Here is a 25,316-nt window from a genome sequence, read left to right as displayed (position 1 = left end):
CTTTACGAAAACAGCCTTTCGAAACACAGCCTTACGAAAAACAGCCTATATATACGATAACAGTTCATTCATTCCTTCTGGTAAGTCGCTTTTGAATTCTTTCTGCAAGTCTTATATAATAAAAGGAAGAATCAAAGGTACTCTTAGGAGGATGACTCAATGAATGTAATTAAAATATCGCCACGCGGTTATTGCTATGGTGTTGTGGATGCCATGGTCATTGCACGCAATGCTGCATTGGATAAAAGCCTGCCGCGTCCAATATATATACTTGGGATGATTGTCCATAATAAGCATGTCACTGATGCCTTTGAAGAAGAAGGCATCATTACATTGGATGGAAACAACCGAAAGGAAATCCTTGAAAAAGTTGAAGGCGGAACAGTTATTTTCACAGCACACGGCATTTCACCAGAAGTCAGGGACCTTGCCAAGGATAAGGGGCTTGTTTCGATTGACGCAACATGCCCTGACGTGACAAACACCCATAACCTGATCAGGGAAAAAGAAAAAGAAGGATTTGAGGTCATTTATATCGGCAAAAAAGGGCATCCCGAACCTGAAGGAGCAGTAGGTGTCGCACCAGGGATCGTTCATCTAGTGGAAACAGCAGCAGATGTGGATGCTTTGAATCTGCAGGCTGAAAAATTGATCGTCACCAACCAGACAACGATGAGCCAGTGGGACGTTGCCGACATCATAAAGAACGTTATAGAAAAGTACCCACATGCGGAAGTCCATAGAGAAATTTGCATGGCTACACAAGTCCGCCAGGAGGCTGTCGCCGAGCAGGCTAAAGAGGCTGATGTGTTAATTGTGGTTGGCGACCCTAAAAGCAATAACTCAAATCGTCTCGCACAGGTATCAGAAGAAATAGCCGGAACGAAAGCATATCGAATTGCTGATATTACCGAGCTGGATATCGAATGGATAAAAGAGGCTGACACAGTCGCAGTTACATCTGGAGCATCGACTCCAACACCAATAACAAAAGAGGTCATTACCTTCCTCGAACAGTTTGACAAAGAAACTGAAGAAACCTGGGTAAAAGAGAAAAAGGTACCTCTTCATAAAATCCTGCCAAAGGTAAAGAAGACCGAGGCAAACGTATAATATGAAAGCAGCCTGAAATTAATTCAGGCTGCTTTCTTGTTTTCTTCAAAAATCTTATACCACACTCGACTTCTTGCTAGATAAAGGTGAATGGATCTGTCCCTATTTCAGATGGAATGAACTTCACACCAAACCCTTTTTCTCTACATAGTCCTTCCATCACAGTGGCCACTCCCATTTTCATGATCTTTTCGACATTATGTCCCGGATCAATCAAATTCAATCCGGCCATAAGGGCATCGTGTGCTGTGTGATAGTAGATATCCCCGGTAACATAAACGTCTGCTCCGCGAAATTTCGCCTGTGAGTAATACTTATTTCCGTCACCGCCAAGGACAGCTACTTTTTTCACCTTCGCGTTTAAGTCCCCGACGACGCGGACTTTATCGACTCCCAAAGCTTTCTTTACTACTTTGGCATATTCTGAAAGGGTCGTCTCTTCGACTTGCCCGATTCTTCCAAGTCCAAGTTGTTCCCCGGTATTATCAAGTCGATATATATCATAGGCGACCTCCTCATAAGGATGGGCCTTGATCATAGCCTGGATGACCTTTTTTTCAATACTTTGCGGAAAAACAGTTTCTACCCGCACTTCATTGACTGCTTCAAGCTTTCCTTGTTTGCCGATGTGAGGCTCCGTATTTTCCCCCGGCAGGAAACGTCCTTCCCCCGCTCCGGAGAACGAACAATGGCTATAGTTGCCAATCGCTCCTGCCCCTGCATTTCCTAAGGCATCTCGCAATCGCTCTGCATCTTCCTCAGGCACGAAAACGACAAGCTTTTTCAACTCGTCCTCATAAGTTGGCACCAGCACTTGAGGGTTCTTTAAACCTAGAGCAGCAGCCAGGAGGTCATTTACGCCTCCTTTTGCCACATCCAGGTTAGTGTGTGCCGCATAAACTGCGATGTCATGCTTGATCAGCCTGGCAATCATTCGTCCGGCAGGAGTGTCCGTCGCGATTTTTTTCAATGGCCGGAATATCGGCGGATGGTGGGCGATGATTAATTGAGCGTTAAGGGCAATCGCCTCCTCCACCACTTCCTCTGTTACATCAAGAGCCACGAGGACGTTCTCGACTGGTTGGTTCAGCGCACCGATTTGCAGGCCGACCTTATCGCCTTCCATTGCAAATGCCCTGGGTGAAAATTGTTCAAAAAGCTGAATTACTTCATGTCCATTCACTTTTTTCACTGTAACGCCTCCTCTGCCATCTTCATTTTCGTTTTCAGTTCCTGTCTCTTGCTTTCTGTCTCATCATTCTGCACAGCCTCATCCAGCTGCTTTAAGATTCGGTCCCAATTTCTCTTTTCTGCACTCCACTTTTCTTTGAACACTGCAGTCTTTTCCTTTAGTAAAAATGGACCAAACAATATTCCAAGTTCCACATCGAGATCCTGATAAGGCTTCAGCGGTTCACCCTTTTCCGCTACCAGAACCTCATAAATTTTCCGATCTTCTTCAAGGATTTCTTCTTTAACCAGTTCCCACTCATTGTCAATCAGCCATCTGCGTACTGCAAAGCTGCCAACATTAGGCTGGAGGACAAGCCTGCTCACTCCTTCTAGTTTCGATTTCCCTTGTTCCAGGATCGTGGATATCAATGTACCGCCCATACCCGCAATGGTTATACAATCTACCTCTCCAGCTTCAATAACTTCAAGGCCGTCCCCTTTTCTGACGGAAATCTTATCTGTTAGGTTTTCCTCCTGAACTTGCTCAAGGGCAGATTGAAACGGCCCTTCTGCGACCTCACCAGCAATCGCCATCGGGACGGTGCCCTTTTTTACAACATTACAAGGAAGATAGGCATGATCAGAACCAATATCGGCCAGTCTCGCCGCCTGGGGAATATTTTTTGCAACGGCTTCAAGCCGGTCTGAGAGTTTTTCAGTATTCATAAATGTCACCCACTAAATCGTATTTTGCTTTTTTAAGTATATGAAACACCATGACTATTGTCCAATTATCCAGGAAGGCTCTTTTCGTAAGCTTTGCTTTCTCCCCCAAAAGGTTACGAGTACTAAAGAAATCTTTTTTCAGAATTCTCCTCGAAAAGAGCCCCGGCACCTTTTTTACGCGATGCTAGAACAAGTACGAAAAGCAGCAATCAGTGCGGAAACAGCCTCCGGTAAAATAGCAAAGGCCCTTCGCGTGAGCAAAGAGCCTTTAAAGATTACTTCAATTCGTTGACGATCCATTCAGCCATTTGATCTTCCTTGCCAGCAGCCAGGCCAGGAGGCATTGCTCCTTTACCATTAACTAGGATGTCTTTGATTTCTTCCTGGGAGTACTTGCTGCCTACGCCTTTCAATGACGGACCTGAAACGCCCTCATACTGGTTTCCGTGGCACATCGCGCAGGATTGCTGGTAAAAATCCTCAGGGTTTGCTTCAGCAGTTTCTTCTGTCTTTTCACCGCCGCCTTCTTTTTCCTTAGCAAGATCCTTGGAATCCCCAATACCTTTGAAAGAAAGCAGGAACATCAAGCCGATCCCCATCACCATGATCAACACGAACGGGATAATTGGATTACGATTCATCATATACCCTCCTTTATGTACAACATCAAATCTTAAATAATGATTTCACACAGATATTATTTTACTTGAAAAACGTTTACAGGGAAAGTAAAAAAGCAAACTTTGTCACACTTGTTCACAATTTAGACAAAAAAACTTCATCGATTGATGAAGTTTTTGCTGTACAAAGCATATTTAGGTTGCCCTTTTAGCAGCCAATTAATCTTGCAATTACCATTCTTTGGACTTCTGAGGTGCCTTCACCGATCTCCAGAAGCTTCGCATCCCTCATGTAACGTTCTACTTCATACTCACGCATATAACCGTAGCCGCCATGTATCTGGACAGCCTGGTCAGCCACTTCCATCGCGATCTCTGACGCATAAAGCTTGCACATCGAAGCTTCCTTGGAGAATGGGCGTCCTTGATCCTTCAGCCAGGCAGCCTTATAAACCATATTGCGGGCCAGTTCAATTTTCATTGCCATGTCGGCAAGCTTGAACTGTATGGCCTGGAACTGTGAGATCGGTCTGCCGAACTGCTGTCTTTCCTTAGCATACTGGAGTGCTTTTTCATAAGCAGCCTGAGCCACACCGACAGCCATCGCTCCTATGCCAATCCTGCCGCCGTCCAAGGTTACAAGGAATTGCTTGAAGCCCTCCCCTTTCTTTCCAAGCAGGTTCTCAACGGGAACATGAACATCCTCCATTACCAGCTGAGTAGTATTCGATGCATTCAATCCCATCTTTTCATAATTGTCAATCACAGAAAATCCCGGAGCATCAGTTGGTACGATAATCGCACTGATTTCCTTTTTACCATCCACATTACCAGTGATCGCCGTCATCGCGAGATGTTTGGCATAGCTAGCATTCGTGATAAAGTTCTTGCTGCCATTGATGATGTATTCTCCGTCCACTTCTTTGGCTGTTGTCTGTGTTCCTCCTGCATCCGAGCCTGCATTTGGTTCTGTCAGTCCGAAAGCCCCCAGGGACTCGCCTGTACAGATAGGTGCCAGGTATTTTTGTTTCTGCTCCTCTGTACCAAATAGATTGATAGGAGCGCCTCCAAGAGATATGTGGGCCGAGTATGTAATCCCAGTTGAGGCGCAGGCCTTGCTCAATTCCTCGGTCACAATCGCAAAGCTGACTGTATCTGCTCCTGCCCCGCCGTATTCCTCTGGGAATGGCAAGCCCAGCATCCCTAGTTCTCCCAGTTTTTTGAAAATTTCTGTCGGAAATTGTTTTGTTTTATCTCTTTCAATTGCTCCAGGAGCTACTTCTTCCTCCGCAAATTCTCTAATCGTCCTTTTAATCATTGCCTGTTCTGATGTTAAATCAAAATTCATTTCCATCCCCCTTAAAACATTGAATGCGTTTACATTCTTCATTATAAAGGTGAATAAACAATTTTCTCAACATTTAAAAACTTTTAAATTGTTTAAAATTATATAAATATAGTAATAGACAGGACGATTAACCCTATGATACCTGAAAGTTTGAAGCTCACCATCCTCCACCTCGTCCCTGCTGCAATCCACAATAAACAGTTAAGACCCGCTACGATGTAAAGCATGAAGGGATGGTCTGGAAATATTATTTCAGCTGCCTGAACAGATGTGATTAATAAAAGAAGTGCAGAAGCGAGTAATGGGATCAAATCAAAAAATGATTTTTTCACCATGTAAAGGGCCGCTGAAAGGGTACTAATTCCCAAAAAAATGATGAAGGCAGTTTGCAAAAAAAGCGACAATTCAGTAAAATAAAATAAAAAAACCGAAAGCGGTAACAACCCAACTAAAATAAAACTAAGTATTCCTTTAAAGCCTCTCGGTCTTTTTCCATCAGGCACATCACCTTCAGACGATCCTTCTGTATACAAGTTCAAAAGGAAGTCACAATAGTGCTCCGGCAGCATCCTGCTTTGTTTCCAGTACTTAATCTCATTGGTGATGATTTTCCTGCGATGGTCATCCATATTTCGGCACATCCTGTCTTATTGGTTATCCTTGATAAAAGTTCATAAAAAAAGGAATAATTTACTTTTATTTTAAAAAGTAAATTATTCCTTGGCAATCCTATTCTAAAAAGTCTTTCAATCGTTTGCTGCGGCTTGGGTGCCTTAGCTTGCGAAGTGCTTTAGCTTCGATTTGACGAATACGCTCGCGTGTAACGCCAAATACTTTGCCCACCTCTTCCAGAGTGCGTGTACGTCCATCATCAAGACCGAAGCGGAGTCTTAGGACATTCTCTTCACGGTCAGTAAGAGTGTCCAGGACATCCTCCAGCTGTTCCTTCAAAAGCTCATAAGCAGCATGTTCTGAAGGAGATGTAGCATCCTGGTCCTCGATGAAATCCCCAAGGTGGGAATCATCTTCTTCCCCGATTGGTGTTTCGAGGGATACCGGCTCCTGGGCAATTTTCAGGATTTCACGTACTTTTTCGGGGGACAGGTCCATGTCTTCACCGATCTCTTCAGGTGTCGGTTCGCGTCCTAAGTCTTGAAGGAGCTGCCTTTGAACACGAATCAATTTATTGATTGTTTCCACCATATGGACAGGAATCCTGATTGTCCTTGCCTGGTCAGCGATGGCACGAGTGATGGCCTGACGAATCCACCAGGTAGCATAGGTACTGAATTTAAATCCTTTACGGTAATCGAACTTTTCTACAGCCTTGATCAAGCCCATGTTTCCTTCCTGAATCAAGTCAAGGAATAACATGCCACGGCCAACATAACGTTTCGCGATACTTACTACAAGTCGAAGGTTGGCTTCGGCGAGTCGCCTTTTGGCTTCCTCATCGCCCTGTTCAATTCGTTCTGCCAGATTGATCTCTTCTTCTGCAGAAAGCAGGTCAACTCGGCCAATCTCTTTTAAGTACATCCTTACCGGGTCATTGATTTTTACTCCCGGCGGGACACTTAAGTCATTCAAGTCGAATTCTTCATCGTCTTTTGCAAGCTGTTTGATATCAGGGTCTTCTGCTTCATCGCTTTCGCCTACGAGTTCAATCCCTTGTTCACCAAGGAACTCATAGTATTCATCCATCTGATCGGAATCAAGGTCGAAGCTTGATAGCCTTTCTGCGATATCATCATAAGCAAGGACACCTGTTTTCTTGCCAATTGCCGTTAACTGGTCTTTTACTTGTTCAACTGTCACTTCATTTTCGGTGACTTCTTTAGAACGGGCTGACTTTTCAGCCATATGTCCCCCTCCTTCCAAAAATCAAAAACAATCAGCATAAGCTCTATAAGGTCTTGCGCAAGTGGATTATTTCCGTGGCGATTGCCGCAGCGCGCAAGAAATCGTTTTGTCGTTCTGCCTGTTTTTGTTCTGCCATTTTTTCCTTTATTTTTAACATTTTTTGATAATTCAAGACCTGCTTGATATAATCAGATAATTCCTGGTCACTGATCTCCTCGTTAAGAGGCATCATTTCTATATCAGCAACGACCCTTTTTAGCTTATTATCCTGAAGATAATTTAAGAACGCTCCTGGGTCAGGATCATGTCCTTTTTCATAGTATGCAAATAAATAAGTAATAATAGCCTGGTGTTCGTCAATATTCAATGTACTTCCTGCAAGCATTTCCTGTACCTTATAGGCTATATCGGCATCTCTCATCATATGATAGATCATTCGCCTCTCGGCCGTATGGTAGGCAGGCTTTAAGTCTGACTTCCTTGTATAGCTTACAGGTCTTGATTCTGGCCGCGGTTGATTTTGCTTTTTTGGAGCGGATGCCTGAACCAACTGATTGAGCTGCTGAACCAGCGCATCAAGGGAAAGCGAAAACTCATTCGCAAGCTGTCTCAAGTACAGATCCTTTTCTACTGCTTTATCTAGAGTGCTGATTTCTTTTAGTACTTCTTCGATATATTGAAGGCGATCTCCTTCATTCTGGAGGTTTTTCCCACGGCGATAATATATTAATTTAAATGCCATCAAAGTGGCACTGGAACCAATTATATCGTTCCGAAATTTATCCTCGCCATGTATCTTTATGAAATCGTCTGGATCCATTCCATCAGGCATCATTGCGACCCTGACAGTCACCCCTGCTTTCGAAAGCATGCCTGATGCCCTAAAGGCTGCTTCAATGCCGGCTTTATCCGAGTCGTAACAAACTGTTACAGCTTGAACATTTCTTTTCAGCAAGGAAATATGTTCCTCTGTCAAGGATGTCCCCATCGTGGCGACACCATTTTCTACGCCTGCACGATTAGCGGAAATAACATCCGCAAAGCCTTCAAAAAGTACAGCCTGCTGCTGTTTCCGAATCGATCCGCGGGCGAGATGAAAATTATATAAAGTTTTACTTTTATTGAAGATTTGCGTTTCGGGACTGTTCAGATATTTGGGCTCTTCGTCCCCCATTGCTCTCCCTGAAAACGCAATCGTATTACCCTGATGATCCAGGATCGGAAACATGATCCTGTTCCGGAACCTGTCAAAGTAGGTACCATCGTTTTCCCGCTGAATGACCAATCCTGCTTTCACAATCAGTTCCAGCGAAAATCCCCGTTTTTCGAGCAGCTTAACCGCAAAATCCCATGAAGGCAGTGCATAGCCTATTTGGAAGCGGTCAATTGATTCCTGGGTGAACCCTCTGTTAAGAAGGTATTCCAGGGCATCCTGACCCTCTTTTGTGTTTACAAGCAAATGATGGTAGAATTTACGCAATAGTTCATGCGCTTCAATCATTTGCTTTGATCCTTCAGGTAGTTGTGGATTTCTGCCTGCAGCCTGCCCTTCAAGCTTCAGTTCAATGTTAGCCCGATCAGCTAGCTTCACTGCAGCTTCTTGAAACGACAGTCCGTCAATATCCATCAGAAAGGAAAATACATTCCCGCCGGCTCCACAACCAAAGCAGTGATAAATCTGCTTATCAGGTGAAACGGAAAATGATGGAGAGTTTTCCCCATGAAAAGGACAAAGCCCAAAGTAGTTCCGGCCTTGTTTTTTCAACTGGACATAATCACCAATGACATCGACTATTTCAACCGCTTGCCGGATTTCATTTACTTTCTCCTCGGCAATCCTCTCTGCCATAAGCATGACCTCTAACTAGTTGTGATTCGTTGAACATACCTTACAATTCAATAAAAGCATGTTCAATCCCTTTATAAACTTTTCCCTGTCTTTTTCAGTAAAGGGTTTTGGCCCTTTTCCGTAGGATCCCTGCCTTCTTGCCCTGGCAGAAAGATATCTCAAGTCAAGAGCAGTCTGAATGTCCTTTTCTTCAAATAAATTTCCCCTTGGAGAGATGGCATAAACCCCTTTCGCAATAAGGGTAGAGGCAAGACCAATGTCCTGCGTCACCGCAAAATCACCTTTTTTCACGTGGTTCATTAAATAAAGGTCTACAGCCTCCTTATGAGAATCGACAAAAACCCAGTTCTGCCCTTGAAGATCATTCTTCATATGGGCATATGAAGCCACAAAAACAGCTTCGATGGAAAACTTCGAAGCGATTTCGACAATTTCCTTAATGACCGGGCAAGAGTCTGCATCAACAAAAAGGGTCTGACTGTTGATTTTACTAGTATTAATTCTACATCACTCCGCATATTCCTTCTAAGGATTAGATTTTTTCAAGGGAATTTTGTCGAATTTTTTCGCGGCCAATGTCTTGACAACTGATAGTAAATAGTTTATTCGTAATCTGTCCAGTCTAAACCTAAACAGATACATTTTTATCACAATTTTTTATTATAGTATAAGAAAGGCTATTTTTCCATTATTTTTTCTTGGCTAATGCATTATTAAGGCTCTTTTCGTATACTTCGCAGCTTTCACAGTCAAAAGTAAAAACCGCCACTAGGGTTTTTACGAGTATAAAAGCAAGCTTTATACAGAAGCCTGATCGAAAAGAGTCCCGGCACCTTTTATAACGCGATTACTAAAGCATGTACGAAAAACAAAAATCAATGTAAAAACAGCCTTCAGTAAAGAGAACTGTCAAAAAGAAAAGCACATAAAAATATGTGCTACTAGTCCATCTTCTTGTTACGGACCATATTCAGGATGACATTTGCCGTTTCTTCAACCGCTTTGTTTGTTACATCAATGACTGGACACCCTATCTTTTCGACAATCCCGTCGAAATATTCGATTTCTTCCTTGATTCTTTCGATATTGGCATAAATCGCCTGGTCGTTCAATCCGAGTGAAATTAATCTCTCACGGCGGATTTGGTTCAACTTATCCGGTGTGATCCTAAGGCCGAAACATTTTTCCTTTGGTACAAGAAACAATTCTTCAGGCGGGTCAACTTCCGGAACCAGCGGTACATTCGCGACTTTGTAGCGCTTATGGGCCAGGTATTGAGAGAGTGGGGTTTTGGATGTTCTCGAGACTCCCACGAGAACAATATCCGCTTTCAGTATTCCTCTTGGGTCGCGGCCATCATCGTACTTTACTGCAAATTCTATTGCTTCGACTTTTTTAAAATAATCTTCGTCAAGTTTCCGGACAAGACCAGGTTCGTATAACGGGGTCTCACCGCTTAGGATTTGAATTTGCTTCATGAGCGGGCCAATGATGTCGCAAGCATATATCCCCTCTCTTGCAGCAGACTCCTGAAGGTAATCGCTGATATCAGGCTTGACCAGTGTATAAGCGATCATCCCTCCATCATGCTTCGCTATCGAAATAACTTCATCAATATGTACTTTATCCTCAACGTAAGGGAACCTTTTAAGTGAAACATCCAAGTGTTCGAATTGGCTGATGGCAGCCTTCGTAACGAGCTCTGCTGTTTCTCCGACTGAATCAGAAACCACATAAATAATAGGTGTTTTACTCATCTTTGATCAACCCCTTCTCTATTTGCTTCATTATTCCTCAGCCAAGGCCACAAAAGCCTTTGTGATGTTTGTCTTGGTCAGCCTTCCTACCAGCTCGTACCCATCATCTGTATCTTTGATGATTGGAAGGGCATCTATCTGCTTTTCAATTAATTCCTTGGCAGCATCAATGAGCAGGTCATCACGGCGGCAAACAGTTATATTTGGCATTCTTGTCATGATGATATTCACCGGCAAAGTCGTCAGCTCCTGCTTCCCAATGCTTGCTCTTAATAAATCTTTGCGAGAAAGGACACCTACCAGCTTTGAAACTTTATCGACAACAAATAAAGTGCCTACATCTTCAAGGAACATCGTTACGATCGCATCGTATACAGATACATTTTCAGGAACAACTACAGGGATGGACTGATATTCCCTGACGAGAATTTTTTTTAGATTCTCTGAAAGAAGCTGATTTCCAGATTTGCCTGTGTAAAAATAACCTACACGAGGTCTGGCATCCAAATATCCCGACATCGTCAGGATGGCAAGGTCTGGCCTGAGGGTAGCCCTTGTCAGATTTAATTTTTCAGCTATATGCTCTCCAGTGATTGGTCCGTTATCCTTTACGATTTGCAGAATCTGTTCCTGGCGTTTATTCAGTTCGATTGTCCTCACCACCCATCGGGAGTTTTTTATATATGCTGTTTTCGCTATCGTTATTAAGCACCAAGCTATATATCTGTTTTTTTCTGGATTTAATGTAGTTAGCAAGGTTGTATTGGTCAATGGAAGCATCATTAGGTAGACGATACAGAGCCTCAGTGCTAAAAAGCCTGATAAAATCATTATATACTACGCTAGGTAATAAACAGGAATAATTATTATGAACTAATTAACATTTCATGACGATTTTTTCTTCCCCTAGCATAAGGTACTTGTTAAAGCGCCTTCCTGTCCAGGAAGGCACCCAATAAAATCAGTTTATTTTTGCATGTTTTACTTAACGACAATATCATTTACTTTTGCGAGCTTCATGATCAGCACTGCCAATGCAGCCATTTGATTCAAACGGTTATCGCGGACATCCTGGTTATCAGACATTACCATTGTATGCTCAAAATAATCATTGATTTCAGGTTTAATGTTAACCAAAAGCTGATAATATGACGCGGCATCCATACCATCCTCGGCCTTCTTTCCTAGCTCCAGATACTTTTCATACAGCCGTTGTTCATACTCATTTTCAAAACGTTCTGGATCAATATCACCAAGTACATCTTTCTTACTTGCGATGTTAAGAACCCGGCTCAACGCTTCCATGCTTTCTTTAAAGCCCTCACTGCTGCTAGCAGCCTGCAGTGCTTCTGCCTTTTCGATCAGTCCCGATACAATACCAATCTCTCCTCCCAGTACGGCATCAATTAAATCGTAGCGGATTGCTCGCTCCTGTAACAAATGCTTAACTCGTAATTTAAAGAATTGGATAAGGTCATGGTAAACTTCTTCGTCATTACGCTTTGTAATTCCTGCTTCCGTAACGAGATTCAGAGAAAGGCCGACAAGATTCTCAAGTGAAATGTTCCACTTTTTCTCAATCAAGGTCTGCACGATTCCCGTCGCCTGTCTTCTCAATGCATAAGGATCCTGAGATCCACTAGGAATGATTCCAAGCGAGAAGAACGAAACGGTTGTATCGAGTTTATCGGCTATTGCCACCAACGCTCCCGCTGGAGATGCAGGAACTGAATCATCAGCATTGCGAGGCATATAATGCTCATTGATTGCCGTTGCTACTTCTGGGCTTTCACCTTTTTGCAAGGCGTACTTTTCACCCATTATTCCTTGCAGTTCAGGGAACTCATAGACCATTTGTGAAACCAGATCGAATTTGCTGATTTTGGCAGCCCGGTCGGCAAACCTTATTACATCAGGCGAAAACTCCAGTCTTTCAGCAATCAAGCCTACAAGCTTGCGAACTCGTTCTGACTTTTCAGCAATTGTTCCGATCTCTTCATGGTATACAACATTTTTCAATTTTTCCAATGCGGCAGCAATCTGCATTCTTTGATCTTCTTTATAGAAAAATGCAGCATCCGCCAATCGCGCTCTTAGAACTTTTTCGTTTCCGCGGGCAACCTTTTCAATATGAAGGTGGTCACCGTTCCTGACTGTGATGAAATGAGGCAGCAAGTCTCCGCTCATGGATTTCACTGGAAAATACCTTTGGTGCTCTTTCATCGAAGTAATCAGCACTTCGCCTGGGATTTCCAGGAACTCCTCCTCGAATCGTCCATATAACGCAGTTGGATATTCGACGAGGTTATTGACTTCCTCCAGCAGACCTTCATCAACAGGAACGACCCAGCCGTTCTCTTCCTCAATTTTTTCAAGCTGCGAAATTATAGCATCCTTCCGCTTTTGCGCATCAGCCACAACGTACTGCCCCAACAATGCTTCTTCATATTCCTGGGGTTCGGATAATTGAATTTCACCTTCTCCTAGGAATCGATGGCCTCTTGTTATGTTGCCAGTTTGGACACCAGCGATTTCAAAAGGAATGATTTCATTTCCGAACATCGCAACAAGCCATTTGATCGGCCTGACATAACGAAGCTCAAGGTCTGCCCAGCGCATGTTTTTCGGGAAAGTTAATCCGGCAATGATTGCTTTCATTTCAACGAGCAAGTCAGAGGTTTCCTGCCCTTTAATGAATTTTTTAACATGGGCATATTCAACACCGTTGATTTCTTTAAAATATATATCCTCTACCGTTAACCCCTGGCCGCGTGTGAAACCTACCGCTGCTTTGGACCACGCACCCTCCTCATTAAGGGCAATTTTTTTAGCGGGGCCCTTTGCTTCTTCCTCGCTGTCTTCCTGACGCTCATCAACATTCAGGACAAGTAACGCTAGCCTGCGCGGTGTGGAATAAAGCTTGATTGCTTCAAAACCAATATTGTTCGTGTTCAGCCAATTCTCCACCTTGGACGCCAGCTGGTTTATAGACCCGGTAATAAATCTTGCAGGCATTTCTTCCAAACCGATTTCAAGTAATAAATTCCGTTTAGTCATTTTCCACCTGCTCCTTCCGTTTAATGATTGGGAAGCCCAACTTTTCTCTTTCTTCATAGAACGTTTTCGCTACTTTCTTAGCGAGGTTTCGAATCCGGGCAATATAACCGGTCCTTTCTGTCACAGAAATCGCTCCGCGTGCATCAAGGATATTAAAAGTATGAGAACACTTAAGGACATAGTCATATGCAGGATGGACAAGGCCTTCATCCATCTGGCGATTTGCTTCTTTTTCATAAATATTGAAAAGGTTAAACAGCATGTCTTTGTCAGATGTTTCAAATGTATACTTGGAATGCTCGTATTCCGGCTGTCCAAATATGTCCCTTACTGTAAAACCGTTTGTCCATTCAAGATCAAATACATTTTCTTTATCCTGGATATAGGACGCCAGTCGTTCGATTCCGTATGTAATTTCCACGGAGACTGGTTTGCAGTCTAGTCCGCCTACTTGCTGGAAATAAGTGAATTGCGTGATTTCCATGCCATCAAGCCATACTTCCCAACCCAGGCCTGCACAGCCCAGGGATGGATTTTCCCAGTTGTCTTCCACAAAACGGATATCATGTTCAAGAGGATCAATACCCAATGCTTTTAGAGAATCAAGGTAAATTTCCTGAATATTGTCCGGTGAAGGCTTCATGATCACCTGGAATTGATGATGCTGATAAAGCCTGTTCGGATTTTCTCCGTAGCGGCCGTCAGCCGGGCGTCTGGATGGCTCAACGTACGCCACATTCCATGGTTCAGGGCCAATTGCCCTTAAAAATGTGTAAGGACTCATCGTACCTGCACCCTTTTCGGTGTCATATGCCTGCATAAGGACGCATCCTTGTTCAGACCAGTGTTTTTGCAATGTTAAAATCATATTCTGGATATTCATCTTTACACCTCCGAATTTTTTAAATCGTGTTTTACTATGCTCTTTTCAAAAACTCTTGCTTTGCTGCCGCAAAGGCGTTTAGGCATCTAATTACGAAAAGAATAGACTGTATTGAAATTAAAAAAACTCTCGCCCCCTATGCATCCAATCATGCATAGGGACGAGAGTTTACCCGCGGTTCCACCCTACTTGCTGCAAAAAGCAGCCTCTTTAAAAGTGATGTCGCTCCGGAATGCCTTCCTTAATTTCTGCAATCCGGCTCACACCATACCCGGACTCGCTAATACAGAGGGATTTAAGTACTCTTTTCCTTCACTGCAACATATGTAATTATCATCAGAGCTTTTTCTTGATGATGACTTTCTTAAAACAGGAAAAGCTTTTGATTTGAATAATAGCGAAATCAAGAAACAATGTCAATAGTTACAGTTGGTCCCTGAATGAATCCATTTGGTCGAGGAATTTCCTTGTTTTCAAATAAAGTCCTGAATATTCATCATAATAAGCGGAAATGACTTTTTTCAGCTCGGCTTTTGTCTCTGGCTTAACTGAAATATTGCCAAGCCGGCTTAGGTCAAGCAAGTAGAACAAGCGTAGCAGCCTTACAGTTCCTGGCGAGATTCTGATCCTGTAGGGATCAATCTCAAAACAGCGATGGCACAGCAGACCGCCCTCTCTGATTGAAAAATTGAATTCACCCTCTGTATTGCCGCAATTTGCACACTTGTCCAAAACGGGATATAGGCCCTGGACATTCAGCATTTTCATTTCATATATGAAAGTCAAAATCTCCATATCGTAGCCTTCATTCATAAAGCTGAGCGTCTGAAAAAGCAATTCGAACATAAAAGGATTGGATTTCTTTTCCTCTGTTACTTTATCTGTCAAATCAACAATATAGCTGGCATGTGCAGTAAGGAAAATATCCTCCCGGATCGACCGCATGGAAGAAATCATTTCCCCCTGCTGCAAACTGCCCAGCCCTGAACTTGCCTGAAAAAGAAACTGTCCGTAAGTAAAAAGCTGGGTGACAGCAGAAAGCCTGCTATTAGGCTTTTTAGCACCTCTTGCCATCACACCAACTTTACCAAATTCCCTTGTATATAGCGTAACTATTTTATTGTTCTCGCCATAATTTGTCGTTCTAATGACAATGCCTTCACATTTCTGCAGCATTTGTTGTCACCATCCATTACTACAGACAAACCTATGAGATTGGAAAATCAATTTCTGCTAGTTCATCCTCCTGATAACCGGGTATTTCTTGATCGTCTTTCTCTAATTCCTTAAAGAGAAGATATGTGTCAATGTTACCTGTCTGAGAAAACACCTTCCAGGTAAAGTCCAACATCGAAAACCCCACCTTTCATTTTTTCACTAGCAACTCATCTATCCCAAATCCTTATGAATATCATAGCCTGTCAATCAGATTTTCATGTCACGTAAAAATTGTAAATCCTATTTATGAATAATATTTACTTTCCGTTAATATGTTAATGAGGGAGCATTTACCAAACAGGCTTAATACTCATCTTCCCTGAAACCAAAATCACGAAGCTGCGTGGCTTTGTTTCTCCAATCCTTCTGTACCTTTACCCACAATTCCAGAAATACTTTAGTACCGAGCAGATTCTCGATATCATGTCGTGCCCTTTTGCCGATTTCCTTCAGCATACTGCCCTGCTTGCCAATGATGATGCCTTTCTGGGAGTCCCTTTCTACAATGATTGTAGCCATGACATGCACCATTTCCTTTTCAGGCTGGCGTTCCATTTTTTCAATTACTACAGCAAGTGAATGAGGAATTTCTTCCCTTGTCAAATGAAGCGCTTTTTCCCTGATCAGTTCAGAAACAATAAAACGTTCGGGATGGTCTGTGACCTGGTCAGCAGGATAAAACTGTGGCCCTTCCGGCATTTTCTCCTTGATTTGCTCGAGGAGCTTTTCAACATTGTTGCCTTCTAATGCAGATATCGGGACAATTTCAGCGAAATTGAACTTTTCATTATAGGACTCAATTAGTTTGAACAACTCATCCGGATGAATCAGGTCGATTTTATTAATGACTAGGAAAACTGGTGTTTTTACATTCTGAAGTTTCTCAATGATAAATTCCTCGCCGCGGCCATATCCTTCCTGGGCATTTACCATAAACAAAACCAGATCGACTTCTTTTAAAGTATTCTGTGCTACCTTCATCATGAAATCGCCCAGACGATGCTTCGGTTTATGGATTCCTGGTGTGTCTATGAATATCAGCTGTGAATCTTCAAGCGTAAGGACACCCTGGACCTTATTCCGGGTCGTTTGCGGTTTATCGCTCATAATCGCAATCTTTTGCCCGATCACCCTGTTAAGAAAGGTCGACTTCCCTACATTTGGCCTTCCAATGATGGAAATGAAGCCTGATTTGTGCGATTTACTGTTACTGCCTTGATTATTAAAATTCATACTGTATTTCCCTTCTCCATTTTATTTTAACTTATTTTCAGTGTGATTTCATCGTTTGTAGCAAAAATGAAATATAAAATTTTAAATTTTCTAAAAACATACAAGCACTGTTTTACACTGTGATGATATTTTACTTAAGTTTTTCCCTGTTTTCAAATCGGTTCAAACATGTGCGCCATTTTTGTAAGGTCATTTAGCTCTTTACACACTTTCTAAGCTTGCTTGACATGGCCTCAAAGATTGCAATGACAATGGGTACCTACATTGTCATTACTGTAGAAATGACCATCTCCTTTTGGCTGGCGCTCTTTTTAATTCTCATGGAGAAAAGTTGTTGTGGCTGCAGAAAGAAGAGTTATAAAGACCACCCGGTGCTGATAAAATGATTAGATGGTCTTTAGAAGTACCATAAAGACAATCAAGTTCAGAAAAAGAGCCTCGGATGGTCTTTAGGAGAGCTATAAAGACCATCCACTGCGAAAAAATTGAGTGGGATGGTCTTTAGAAGAGCTATAAAGACCATCAAGGGCAAAAATAGAGCCTGGGGTGGTCATTAGGAGAGTTATAAAGACCATCCAGCTTTGAAAAATTGCCTGGGGTGGTCTTTAGGAAGGCTATAAAGACCATTCAGAGCGAAAATATTACCTGGGGTGGTCTTTAGAAGAGCTATAAAGACCATCAAGGGCAAAAAAAGTGCCTGGGGTGGTCTTTAGAAGAGCTATAAAGACCATCCAGAGCGAAAATATTACCTGGGGTGGTCTTTAGAAGAGCTATAAAGACCATCCTCCTCTGAAAAAGTTCCTGGGATGGTCATTAGGAGAGCTATAAAGACCATCCAGAGCGAAAATATTGCCTGGGGCGGTCTTTAGAAGAACCATAAAGACCATCCACTGCGAAAAAAGTGCCTGGTATGGTCATTAGGAGAGCTATAAAGACCACCCAGCTCTGAACAAGTGCCCGGGGTCGTCATTAGCAGGCAGAAACCTAGTATATCCATCCCCAAAAAAAGTTGCCCTGCAAATGGGGCAACTACAAAGCTAATATTCTTGGCAGAAAAATGATTAAACCAATCATGACACTGGCAATCGCAAAAACCAGGACAGCACCGGCGGCGATATCCTTTGCCTGCTTGGCAAGCGGGTGGTATTCTTTCGTATACAAATCAACTGTTCTTTCAATTGCGGTATTCATCATTTCCATCGAGATCATTCCGCCTATGGATAAAATGATAGCGATCCATTCGTATTTGCTTATCGAAAATATAAACCCAGCTAAAATCACAAAAATCGAAATCCCTATATGGATTTGGACATTTCGCTCTTTTGCGGCCGCTGCTGCGATTCCCTCGAAACCAAATTTGAATGAGGAAGCAAGTGGATGCTTCCTCTGGTTATCAGCGTCCAAGCCCATACCCATCCAGGATTTCTTTTTGTCTGTCAAACATCTGTTTTTCATCCTGCTCATTCATATGGTCATAGCCTAATAAATGCAGGAGGCCATGGACCGCAAGGAAACCAAGTTCCCGCATGAATGAATGGTTATATTCTTCTGCCTGTTCCCTTGCTTTCGGAATGGAAATGATGATGTCACCGAGGATCCTCGGAATACCCTCCCCAACAATCTCCAGTTCTCCTTCCCCCATTTCCTCCAGGGCAAAAGAAATGACATCTGTCGGGCGATCCTTGTCACGATATTCTCGGTTTATTTCCTGGATTCTTTCATTCGATACGAATGTAACGGAAAGTTCACTGCCTTCCTCGACATTCTCCTGCTCGGCCGTATAGTTCAACAATTTTTCAATTTCACTTATTTCATGCTCTGACAATTCATTTATTTCATCCAAAAAATCAATTTCTAAACTCATGCCTGCTTCACCTTCTGCTTATTCATTTCTGGATATTCGATTCTCGAGTGGAATATTCCCTTTAACGTTTCACAAAGTGTATCAGCTACCGTATCCAGCTCCCTCAACGTGATATCACATTCACCCAGCTGGCCATCCTGCAGCCGGTCCCTAATAATATTGTGTACCAGATTTTCAATTTGTTCATGTGTAGGGTGCGCCATCGATCTTACAGCGGCTTCCACACTATCCGCGATCCCAATGACAGCTGACTCTTTTGTTTGCGGCTTAGGCCCCGGATAACGGAAATCTTCTTCTTTAACCTCATGCCCGCTTTGCTCCGCCTTATGAAAAAAGAATTTTAATAACGTTGTACCATGGTGCTGTTCTGCGATATCAATGATTTCTTTTGGCATCCGGTGCTTACGGAGCATTTCTGCGCCATCGGTAGCATGGGCGATTATAATGTTTTTACTCGTCAACGCCGGCAGTTTATCGTGTGGGTTATCCATATTGATCTGGTTTTCAATAAAGAATTGCGGCCGTTTCGTCTTCCCGATGTCATGATAATAGCAGCCGACCCTGGCCAGAAGCCCATTAGCTCCAATCGCTTCACACGCCGCTTCTGATAAATTGGCCACCATGACACTGTGATGGTAAGTACCCGGAGCTTCTGTAAGAATTTTTCTTAAGAGCGGGTGGTTTGGATTGGAAAGCTCGATCAGCCTTAATGTTGACAGGATGCCAAACCCCGCTTCAAAAAATGGCAATAATCCGATTGTCAATACGGCTGAAACGATACCGGAAACAAATGCTGCAATAAAATAAAAACCGTATTCCAGACCAGAATACTGGCTGTTCCTTAAAAACAGAATCGATAGGATCATAACCAGGTTAACCACCGATACAAACATCCCCGCCTGAAGGATTTTTGAACGCCTATTCTGTTTCTGCAGGAACAAAATGGCCGCCAGACCGCTGATTAAAATATAGATCCCGATTGTAACATTCAGCGTTCCAGTAATTCCTTCATTAAAGATGATGGAACCTGTAACGGCCAGGATCGCCATTTGAAACAATGCCAGTCTTTCATTAATCAGCATCTTAATCAGCATTGCTCCCATTGCCGCCGGGAACAGATAGCCAATCTCCGAGTATTCGAATTCATCAAACAGACTGACCAGCTTCATCAACAAGATTGAAGTTATGAATATGATGCTGAAAATCAAAAGATTCTTCTGCTTTTTATCAGCATTTTCCATTTCATTGAAAATGACATACAGAGCAAAAAGTATTAATGCTACAAGCATTGCCAGCCCGATAAAAGGCTTATAGGAGTTTTCACTTTCTAACAGACCTACAAGCTGGAGCTTTTTATAAACATCCCTGCTGATGAGCTGACCTTCATCCACGAGAATCTGCCCCTCAAGGATCCTTACAGGTTCAACACTGTCCATAGCCTGCTGGCGCTGATCCTCAGTTGCTTCAGGGTCGTAGAACTCATTCTGGACGACTGCATAGCGGCCGAGTTCGATAATAGCTTTCTTTAAACTGCTGCTCAAACTCGTATACTTCAATTCTTCCTCAACATTTAACTTCGCATTCTCCACTTCATCCGCGGGGACACTGTGCTTCATCGTATTATTTACAGCCGTAACCGTTAGGTCCTTGGCAACCAGCAGCTCTTCCTTCGGTGCTTGAAGCAGAGCAACGAATACTTCATCAGATAAGCTCTTTGTTTCACTCTCGGTCAACTTCGTTTTTAACATGGACAGTTTTTCTTCCTTCGAAGGACCTTCAGGAACAGGCTTATCTTCCACACCTGCCTCTTCAGCTGCTTTTTTCTTCTGGTCGATCTCTGCCTGCACTTCCTCATTGACTTCTGAAACCGAACTGAAAATGGAAGTGACTAAATCAACCCTGTTCTGTGCATATTCACTCTTGACTCTGTAGACATCATTGACTTTCTCAACCGCTTCCCTGCGGTTCGCTTCCGTGCTCTCTTTATCCTCAATTGTAATAGGCGAACGGATGGTTTTTTCCGCCAAAGAGTGTAATTCCAAATTAAGCTTTTCAGGTTTTACATTGCTGTACATCGCTGAATACATCACAACGCCTATCAGCAAAAATAATAAAACCCGGAAAATCTTTATATTCAACAAGTTCAATATGGCAGTTAATTGGACCTGCAGCTTTTCCATTTACAGCCCCTCCTACTAGAAAAGCGTAAGCGCCTTGACCAGGCACTTCTCAAAGCGAAATATGGACTTTTTATATAATAAATTTTTCAAAAAACAATTGGAGCAAGTTTGAGAATAACTGGGAAATATATTAACTTTATGTACCATCATATCAGTTTTCCCCGGAATTTTCACCTCTATTTGGAATTCCTGCTGTCAATATCAGTTCTGAAGCAGTTTCTTCCTCAGTAAAGGCAAAAGTCCGCCCTCGTTTTACCAAGAGCGGACTGAAATGTTATTCGGTTTTACCATAGGCCTCTATGATTCGGCCGACAAGTGGATGTCGCACTACATCAGCCTGTTCAAGGTGTATAAAGGATAGTCCGGAGACATCCTTCAGGACTTTTTCTGCTTCTACCAGCCCTGATTTAGCACCTTTTGGCAAATCAATCTGTGATGTATCCCCAGTTATGATCATTTTAGACCCAAATCCGAGTCGAGTCAGGAACATCTTCATCTGGGCTTGTGTTGTATTCTGTGCCTCGTCCAGGATCACAAATGCATCATCTAGTGTTCTTCCTCTCATATAGGCAAGAGGCGCAATTTCAATCGTTCCTCTTTCAATCAGGCGCAATGTATGTTCCGTGCCAAGGATATCGTGAAGGGCATCATATAATGGGCGAAGATAAGGATCCACCTTCTCCTTCAAGTCTCCCGGAAGGAAGCCAAGGCTTTCTCCTGCCTCTACAGCCGGTCTTGTAAGGATGATTTTTGACACAGTACCATTTTTAAGTGCCGTGACTGCCATTACGACCGCAAGATACGTCTTACCAGTACCAGCTGGTCCAATACCGAAAACCAGGTCGCGGCTTTTGATAGCATTAACATAGTGTCTTTGGCCAAGGGTCTTGACTCTGATCGATTTACCCTTAACATTTTTGCTGATTTCTTCATCATATAGATCCTTGAAGTATTCCAAAGTACCTTTTTCAGCCATTTGTATAGCGTAAACAGCTTCTCTCTGGCTAATGCTGATTCCTTTGCGGATCACGGCCAGCAGATTCACCAAAACAGCCTGGGCCAACGCCACCTTGTCCTCAGGTCCGGAGATTCCTACTGACTCTCCCCTGGTCACAATCGAGACACCAAGCTCCTGTTCAATCAACTTTAAGTTCATATCTGCATTGCCGAATAATGAAATAGCTTCAGTTGGGTTCGCTAGTTGTATTTCCATCGTTTTTAAGTCTGCTGTCATTCTCAGTCTCCTTGATAATTGGTTGTCCTTCTGCTATATCTTCAATGATCGTAAAATGTGTGGTTAGCTTTACTTTATCATTCTCGATTGACTGATGTAAAATTTTTTCCCCTTTAATGATAGCATTTTCAGGAAGGTAGTTTTTTATATCCTTTCTCGCCAAATCTTTTGCACTTTCGATCGCTTCCTGCCTCGAATAAATACGTGTTACCTGTTCCCGCTCCCGGATGGTCTTTTTTTCAACCTTTAAAGGGAGTTCCCACTTAAAAAATCTCACAGGCTGTTCAGTCACTTCGGTTTCATATTCACTGAATTCAGGTTTCCCGAATCCCCATACTGGCAAACCCCTTCCCGCGACTACTAGTGAATATTTCTTTTTTTCATTCCCGTTATAAACCTGAAACGTACTCTTCAACGGCAATTCCACCTTCGTTGAATACCAAGTCTCACCGAGAATTTCTCCAGTGGCTGCCACAACTTTCAGATCATCTTCCTTTCCATACAGACCGGAAACAAGAAGCTGGCCTGGCATAACATAGTCATTCACTTCAACCACCGGTTCGCCCTTTTCCACAAAAATCTTGACAATGGCAGCCTTTCTTTTAGCTACCAGGTGCCTCGGCCCTATTACTTCTGCTTTTTCCGGCTCACTCTTTTCTACAGCCTGGAAATGATAGGTCGTCCCTTTTAACTCCACACCAATCCATGTCAGGGCCCCAACTTTATCTGTCAGTTCCTTCTGGATACTTTCCACACTGTCTATAGATAACTGCAATTTGCCGATTCCAATCCCCATTCTGTCCAATTCCTTGCGAATCTGGTGTTCAGTTGCCGGGCTCGCCCCTTTAATCTCTATACCCCATACCATGTTCGAAAGAAGCATCATCAAACCAAAGAATAAGAATGCCCCGGCCAAAAACCCACTGTTTGTCCATAATTTTTTTAAAAAGAAAGGGCCCCCTGCCCTCTCTAAAAACCTTATTTTACAGTTGCTGTCCCTTGCTGGAACCCTAAGCTTTTTTACATCCTGGAGATCGACATAAAAGGTGACGGCCTCTGATCCATGTTTTTTGACGTTCCATATTGAAACACCATTACGTGTCAGCTGATTTAAAAATCTTTCTATTCCCTTTCCAGTCAACTTTACTTTTACTGTGCCAGAAAAGGTGTGCATCCATTGGTTTTTCATTCGTCTCCCCCTCAATCAATCATTTATATAAATAACCTGATCTATTTTTCCTTCAAGCAAGATTTCCTCAGGCAATATTGTCTTAATCACAAACGCTTTTCCCTTGACGAGAAGCTGGCCCCCTTTTATCATCAGGCGCACTTCGCCATCTGAAAATGCCAGCAGACCCCGGTGATTCTCTATATAAATATGGACATGCCCAATCATCGTGATTCTAGGGAGATCCATCATGACATCTTGAGGAAGATCCATTTTTTGTGTCATCCATTTGCGTACATACTGGCCCCATTTTTTTGCCATAAAAAAAAGAACCCCCTTTCATCTCATATGTATGAGAAAAAAGGAGGTTCTAGCACCATTTTTAACTTTATGGATACGCATTCTTTCAAAACCACTGCAAGCAGGCTAATTCTTTGACTAAGTTCTCCTGACAGGGTTGTATGCCCTTTTCGCCCTTGGTTTGCCAAGGATTTCGGCCCAAATTATTCCTTCTACCAGAGTGTCCCTGTCTGGCTCGAAGACAACTTCCGGTACTTTTTCCTCTCTCTTTTGCTTCAAACGGCCCGATGATTCACCAGCTGACATCCTGCCTTTACTTGATCTCTCTTTGTTCATCTGCTCCTCAGACTGATGCTTTCTTTCCAGATAAACCTTTTGAAGATCATTAATGATTTCAACACCAGTTTCACCAGGGACCTGTTTTTCTGATTCCCGGCTTCTATCTGATTCTCTGCGATTATCCTTTCCAATTTCAGATCGAGACTGACCTCTTGCCTCTGCCGGCTGTCTCCTGGCAGGGGCAGGACGAGGCTGCCTTGCTGGTCCAGGCTGCTGCACAGGACCGGGCGGCCTGACCGGGCGGCGCTGCGGCTGTTGGCCGTCCGGCCTCTTTTTGTTGAAAAGACTGGAGATTACCCCGATCAGAATAAACAGGGCTATAGGATTACTGAACAATTCAAATAAAATTTCCATGAGGAGCCCCCCTTTCTTTTAACGGGTTCTCGCATCAATTATTATTTTTGTCATCTTTTTTATTGTTTGAAAGCTTGCCAATGGATCCTCTCATATCTGTATCTGCTTCGATATTCTGGATATTCATATAATCCATTACGCCGATGTTTCCTTCACGTAGCGCTTCTGCCATTGCCAATGGTACAGTTGCTTCCGCCTCGACAACTTTCGCTCTCATTTCCTCAACGCGCGCCTTCATTTCCTGTTCTTGTGCTACAGCCATAGCGCGGCGCTCTTCCGCTTTCGCCTGGGCAATCTTCTTATCAGCTTCCGCCTGCTCTGTCTGGAGCTCGGCACCGATGTTCTTGCCGATATCAACGTCCGCGATGTCAATCGATAAGATTTCGAACGCTGTACCCGCATCCAGACCTTTTGAAAGGACTGTTTGCGAAATCATATCCGGATTTTCCAACACTTTTTTATGATTGTCAGAAGAACCGATTGTCGATACAATTCCCTCACCTACACGGGCAACGATTGTCTCTTCACCAGCACCCCCGACAAGTCTGTCGATGTTCGCTCTTACTGTAATCCTGGCTTTCGCCTTTACTTCGATACCATCCATTGCCACACCAGCGATGAATGGTGTTTCAATTACTTTCGGATTAACACTCATCTGTACCGCTTCCAGTACATCACGGCCTGCAAGGTCAATTGCTGCCGCTCTTTCGAATGAAAGCTCAATATTCGCACGGTGTGCAGCAATCAGGGCGTTTACTACCCTGTCAACATTACCTCCGGCAAGATAGTGACTTTCAAGCTGGTTCGTTGTTACATTTAGGCCTGCTTTGTGCGCCTTGATCATCGGATTGATGACCCTGCTTGGGATAACCCTTCTTAATCTCATACCAATCAGCGTAAAAATGCTGACCCTGACACCTGCTGCTAATGCTGAAATCCAGAGCATTACCGGTACGAATGTCAGCAATACACCAAGGAAAATGATCCCAAGTGCAATAGCCACTAAAACAAATGCTGTACTTGCATCCATATGAACTGCC

24 protein-coding genes and 1 other annotated feature are annotated in these 25,316 nt (G+C 43.1%); of the genes, 1 reads left to right on the top strand and 23 read right to left on the bottom strand.

What is annotated here, in order from left to right:
• Positions 1 to 159: 159 nt before the first annotated feature.
• Positions 160 to 1,113 carry a 4-hydroxy-3-methylbut-2-enyl diphosphate reductase gene (locus tag J7E35_RS06880; RefSeq protein ID WP_214778262.1) on the top strand — a complete coding sequence of 318 codons (954 nt, stop codon included), beginning with the start codon at positions 160 to 162 and terminating at the stop codon, positions 1,111 to 1,113.
• Between the two features lie 76 nt (positions 1,114 to 1,189).
• Here the strand turns inward: J7E35_RS06880 and J7E35_RS06875 are convergent, their stop codons facing one another.
• From J7E35_RS06875 to floA, 23 genes are all read right to left on the bottom strand, one after another.
• The gene (locus tag J7E35_RS06875) at positions 1,190 to 2,305 is read right to left on the bottom strand and encodes a Nif3-like dinuclear metal center hexameric protein (RefSeq protein WP_214778260.1); all 1,116 of its coding nucleotides are present in this window, start codon (positions 2,303 to 2,305) and stop codon (positions 1,190 to 1,192) included.
• Entirely contained in the window at positions 2,302 to 3,012 is a 711-nt protein-coding gene (locus tag J7E35_RS06870; protein WP_214778251.1) for a tRNA (adenine(22)-N(1))-methyltransferase, read from the bottom strand. The genes J7E35_RS06875 and J7E35_RS06870 overlap by 4 nt, the downstream gene beginning before the upstream one ends.
• A 275-nt stretch (positions 3,013 to 3,287) precedes the next feature.
• On the bottom strand, positions 3,288 to 3,653 hold the full coding sequence (gene cccA / locus J7E35_RS06865; protein WP_214778249.1) for a cytochrome c550: 366 nt from the start codon (positions 3,651 to 3,653) through the stop codon (positions 3,288 to 3,290).
• Between the two features lie 187 nt (positions 3,654 to 3,840).
• The gene (locus J7E35_RS06860; protein ID WP_214778247.1) at positions 3,841 to 4,980 is read right to left on the bottom strand and encodes an acyl-CoA dehydrogenase family protein; all 1,140 of its coding nucleotides are present in this window, start codon (positions 4,978 to 4,980) and stop codon (positions 3,841 to 3,843) included.
• A gap of 98 nt (positions 4,981 to 5,078) precedes the next feature.
• The gene (locus J7E35_RS06855) at positions 5,079 to 5,513 is read right to left on the bottom strand and encodes a hypothetical protein (RefSeq protein ID WP_214778245.1); all 435 of its coding nucleotides are present in this window, start codon (positions 5,511 to 5,513) and stop codon (positions 5,079 to 5,081) included.
• A 196-nt stretch (positions 5,514 to 5,709) separates the two neighbouring features.
• The gene (gene rpoD, locus J7E35_RS06850) at positions 5,710 to 6,840 is read right to left on the bottom strand and encodes an RNA polymerase sigma factor RpoD (protein ID WP_192470854.1); all 1,131 of its coding nucleotides are present in this window, start codon (positions 6,838 to 6,840) and stop codon (positions 5,710 to 5,712) included.
• Between the two features lie 43 nt (positions 6,841 to 6,883).
• Positions 6,884 to 8,689 (bottom strand): DNA primase, encoded by a 1,806-nt coding sequence (gene dnaG, locus J7E35_RS06845; RefSeq protein ID WP_214778243.1) that lies wholly within the window; start codon positions 8,687 to 8,689, stop codon positions 6,884 to 6,886.
• Positions 8,690 to 8,704: 15 nt separating this feature from the next.
• Positions 8,705 to 9,112: a DUF188 domain-containing protein gene (locus J7E35_RS06840; protein ID WP_353050341.1), complete on the bottom strand. Its 408-nt coding sequence runs from the start codon at positions 9,110 to 9,112 to the stop codon at positions 8,705 to 8,707.
• A 518-nt stretch (positions 9,113 to 9,630) separates the two neighbouring features.
• Positions 9,631 to 10,446: a pyruvate, water dikinase regulatory protein gene (locus J7E35_RS06835; protein WP_214778241.1), complete on the bottom strand. Its 816-nt coding sequence runs from the start codon at positions 10,444 to 10,446 to the stop codon at positions 9,631 to 9,633.
• A 30-nt stretch (positions 10,447 to 10,476) separates the two neighbouring features.
• Positions 10,477 to 11,106, bottom strand: a complete 630-nt coding sequence (gene ccpN, locus J7E35_RS06830; RefSeq protein WP_214778239.1) for a transcriptional regulator CcpN — start codon at positions 11,104 to 11,106, stop codon at positions 10,477 to 10,479.
• 321 nt (positions 11,107 to 11,427) lie between these two features.
• Positions 11,428 to 13,503, bottom strand: coding sequence for a glycine--tRNA ligase subunit beta (gene glyS, locus J7E35_RS06825; RefSeq protein WP_214778237.1), 2,076 nt, complete (start codon positions 13,501 to 13,503; stop codon positions 11,428 to 11,430).
• Entirely contained in the window at positions 13,496 to 14,386 is an 891-nt protein-coding gene (gene glyQ / locus J7E35_RS06820; protein ID WP_192470851.1) for a glycine--tRNA ligase subunit alpha, read from the bottom strand. Before glyQ ends, glyS begins: the two co-directional genes overlap by 8 nt.
• A 153-nt stretch (positions 14,387 to 14,539) precedes the next feature.
• Positions 14,540 to 14,711: a binding site (T-box leader), on the bottom strand.
• 98 nt (positions 14,712 to 14,809) lie between these two features.
• Positions 14,810 to 15,562, bottom strand: a complete 753-nt coding sequence (gene recO / locus J7E35_RS06815; protein WP_214778235.1) for a DNA repair protein RecO — start codon at positions 15,560 to 15,562, stop codon at positions 14,810 to 14,812.
• A 31-nt stretch (positions 15,563 to 15,593) separates the two neighbouring features.
• Positions 15,594 to 15,737: a YqzL family protein gene (locus tag J7E35_RS06810; RefSeq protein ID WP_214778233.1), complete on the bottom strand. Its 144-nt coding sequence runs from the start codon at positions 15,735 to 15,737 to the stop codon at positions 15,594 to 15,596.
• 170 nt (positions 15,738 to 15,907) lie between these two features.
• A complete protein-coding gene (gene era / locus J7E35_RS06805; RefSeq protein ID WP_214778231.1) occupies positions 15,908 to 16,837 on the bottom strand; it encodes a GTPase Era in 930 nt (309 codons plus the stop codon).
• Positions 16,838 to 17,866: 1,029 nt separating this feature from the next.
• Positions 17,867 to 18,247 (bottom strand): diacylglycerol kinase family protein, encoded by a 381-nt coding sequence (locus tag J7E35_RS06800; RefSeq protein WP_214778707.1) that lies wholly within the window; start codon positions 18,245 to 18,247, stop codon positions 17,867 to 17,869.
• On the bottom strand, positions 18,231 to 18,701 hold the full coding sequence (gene ybeY, locus J7E35_RS06795; protein ID WP_214778229.1) for an rRNA maturation RNase YbeY: 471 nt from the start codon (positions 18,699 to 18,701) through the stop codon (positions 18,231 to 18,233). The genes J7E35_RS06800 and ybeY overlap by 17 nt, the downstream gene beginning before the upstream one ends.
• Positions 18,698 to 20,881, bottom strand: coding sequence for an HD family phosphohydrolase (locus J7E35_RS06790; protein ID WP_214778227.1), 2,184 nt, complete (start codon positions 20,879 to 20,881; stop codon positions 18,698 to 18,700). Before J7E35_RS06790 ends, ybeY begins: the two co-directional genes overlap by 4 nt.
• Before the next feature lie 274 nt (positions 20,882 to 21,155).
• Positions 21,156 to 22,115 (bottom strand): PhoH family protein, encoded by a 960-nt coding sequence (locus tag J7E35_RS06785; RefSeq protein WP_214778225.1) that lies wholly within the window; start codon positions 22,113 to 22,115, stop codon positions 21,156 to 21,158.
• Positions 22,066 to 23,304 (bottom strand): sporulation protein YqfD, encoded by a 1,239-nt coding sequence (yqfD, locus tag J7E35_RS06780; RefSeq protein ID WP_214778222.1) that lies wholly within the window; start codon positions 23,302 to 23,304, stop codon positions 22,066 to 22,068. The genes J7E35_RS06785 and yqfD overlap by 50 nt, the downstream gene beginning before the upstream one ends.
• Before the next feature lie 15 nt (positions 23,305 to 23,319).
• The gene (yqfC, locus tag J7E35_RS06775) at positions 23,320 to 23,604 is read right to left on the bottom strand and encodes a sporulation protein YqfC (RefSeq protein ID WP_214739368.1); all 285 of its coding nucleotides are present in this window, start codon (positions 23,602 to 23,604) and stop codon (positions 23,320 to 23,322) included.
• A gap of 117 nt (positions 23,605 to 23,721) precedes the next feature.
• On the bottom strand, positions 23,722 to 24,276 hold the full coding sequence (locus J7E35_RS06770; protein WP_214778220.1) for a hypothetical protein: 555 nt from the start codon (positions 24,274 to 24,276) through the stop codon (positions 23,722 to 23,724).
• A 34-nt stretch (positions 24,277 to 24,310) separates the two neighbouring features.
• Positions 24,311 to 25,306, bottom strand: coding sequence for a flotillin-like protein FloA (gene floA / locus J7E35_RS06765; protein ID WP_102263637.1), 996 nt, complete (start codon positions 25,304 to 25,306; stop codon positions 24,311 to 24,313).
• Positions 25,307 to 25,316: the final 10 nt, after the last annotated feature.

It is taken from the genome of Bacillus sp. ISL-45, from assembly GCF_018613195.1.
Taxonomy (GTDB): Bacteria; Bacillota; Bacilli; order Bacillales; family Cytobacillaceae; genus Mesobacillus.
This window is presented reverse-complemented; position numbering and strand designations above follow the sequence as displayed.

Bases quoted from the DNA above. Each gene is read 5' to 3' on its own strand.
- ybeY (WP_214778229.1), bottom strand. From the start codon at position 18,701: ATGAGTTTAGAAATTGATTTTTTGGATGAAATAAATGAATTGTCAGAG.
- glyQ (WP_192470851.1), bottom strand. From the start codon at position 14,386: ATGAATATCCAGAATATGATTTTAACATTGCAAAAACACTGGTCTGAA.
- J7E35_RS06835 (WP_214778241.1), bottom strand. From the start codon at position 10,446: ATGAGTAAAACACCTATTATTTATGTGGTTTCTGATTCAGTCGGAGAA.
- J7E35_RS06860 (WP_214778247.1), bottom strand. From the start codon at position 4,980: ATGAATTTTGATTTAACATCAGAACAGGCAATGATTAAAAGGACGATT.
- floA (WP_102263637.1), bottom strand. From the start codon at position 25,306: ATGGATGCAAGTACAGCATTTGTTTTAGTGGCTATTGCACTTGGGATC.
- J7E35_RS06770 (WP_214778220.1), bottom strand. From the start codon at position 24,276: ATGGAAATTTTATTTGAATTGTTCAGTAATCCTATAGCCCTGTTTATT.
- era (WP_214778231.1), bottom strand. From the start codon at position 16,837: ATGAATTTTAATAATCAAGGCAGTAACAGTAAATCGCACAAATCAGGC.
- J7E35_RS06790 (WP_214778227.1), bottom strand. From the start codon at position 20,881: ATGGAAAAGCTGCAGGTCCAATTAACTGCCATATTGAACTTGTTGAAT.
- J7E35_RS06870 (WP_214778251.1), bottom strand. From the start codon at position 3,012: ATGAATACTGAAAAACTCTCAGACCGGCTTGAAGCCGTTGCAAAAAAT.
- recO (WP_214778235.1), bottom strand. From the start codon at position 15,562: ATGCTGCAGAAATGTGAAGGCATTGTCATTAGAACGACAAATTATGGC.
- dnaG (WP_214778243.1), bottom strand. From the start codon at position 8,689: ATGGCAGAGAGGATTGCCGAGGAGAAAGTAAATGAAATCCGGCAAGCG.
- J7E35_RS06880 (WP_214778262.1), top strand. From the start codon at position 160: ATGAATGTAATTAAAATATCGCCACGCGGTTATTGCTATGGTGTTGTG.
- glyS (WP_214778237.1), bottom strand. From the start codon at position 13,503: ATGACTAAACGGAATTTATTACTTGAAATCGGTTTGGAAGAAATGCCT.
- yqfC (WP_214739368.1), bottom strand. From the start codon at position 23,604: ATGGCAAAAAAATGGGGCCAGTATGTACGCAAATGGATGACACAAAAA.
- rpoD (WP_192470854.1), bottom strand. From the start codon at position 6,840: ATGGCTGAAAAGTCAGCCCGTTCTAAAGAAGTCACCGAAAATGAAGTG.
- J7E35_RS06810 (WP_214778233.1), bottom strand. From the start codon at position 15,737: ATGTTGGACTTTACCTGGAAGGTGTTTTCTCAGACAGGTAACATTGAC.
- J7E35_RS06785 (WP_214778225.1), bottom strand. From the start codon at position 22,115: ATGACAGCAGACTTAAAAACGATGGAAATACAACTAGCGAACCCAACT.
- cccA (WP_214778249.1), bottom strand. From the start codon at position 3,653: ATGAATCGTAATCCAATTATCCCGTTCGTGTTGATCATGGTGATGGGG.
- yqfD (WP_214778222.1), bottom strand. From the start codon at position 23,304: ATGAAAAACCAATGGATGCACACCTTTTCTGGCACAGTAAAAGTAAAG.
- J7E35_RS06800 (WP_214778707.1), bottom strand. From the start codon at position 18,247: ATGGGCTTGGACGCTGATAACCAGAGGAAGCATCCACTTGCTTCCTCA.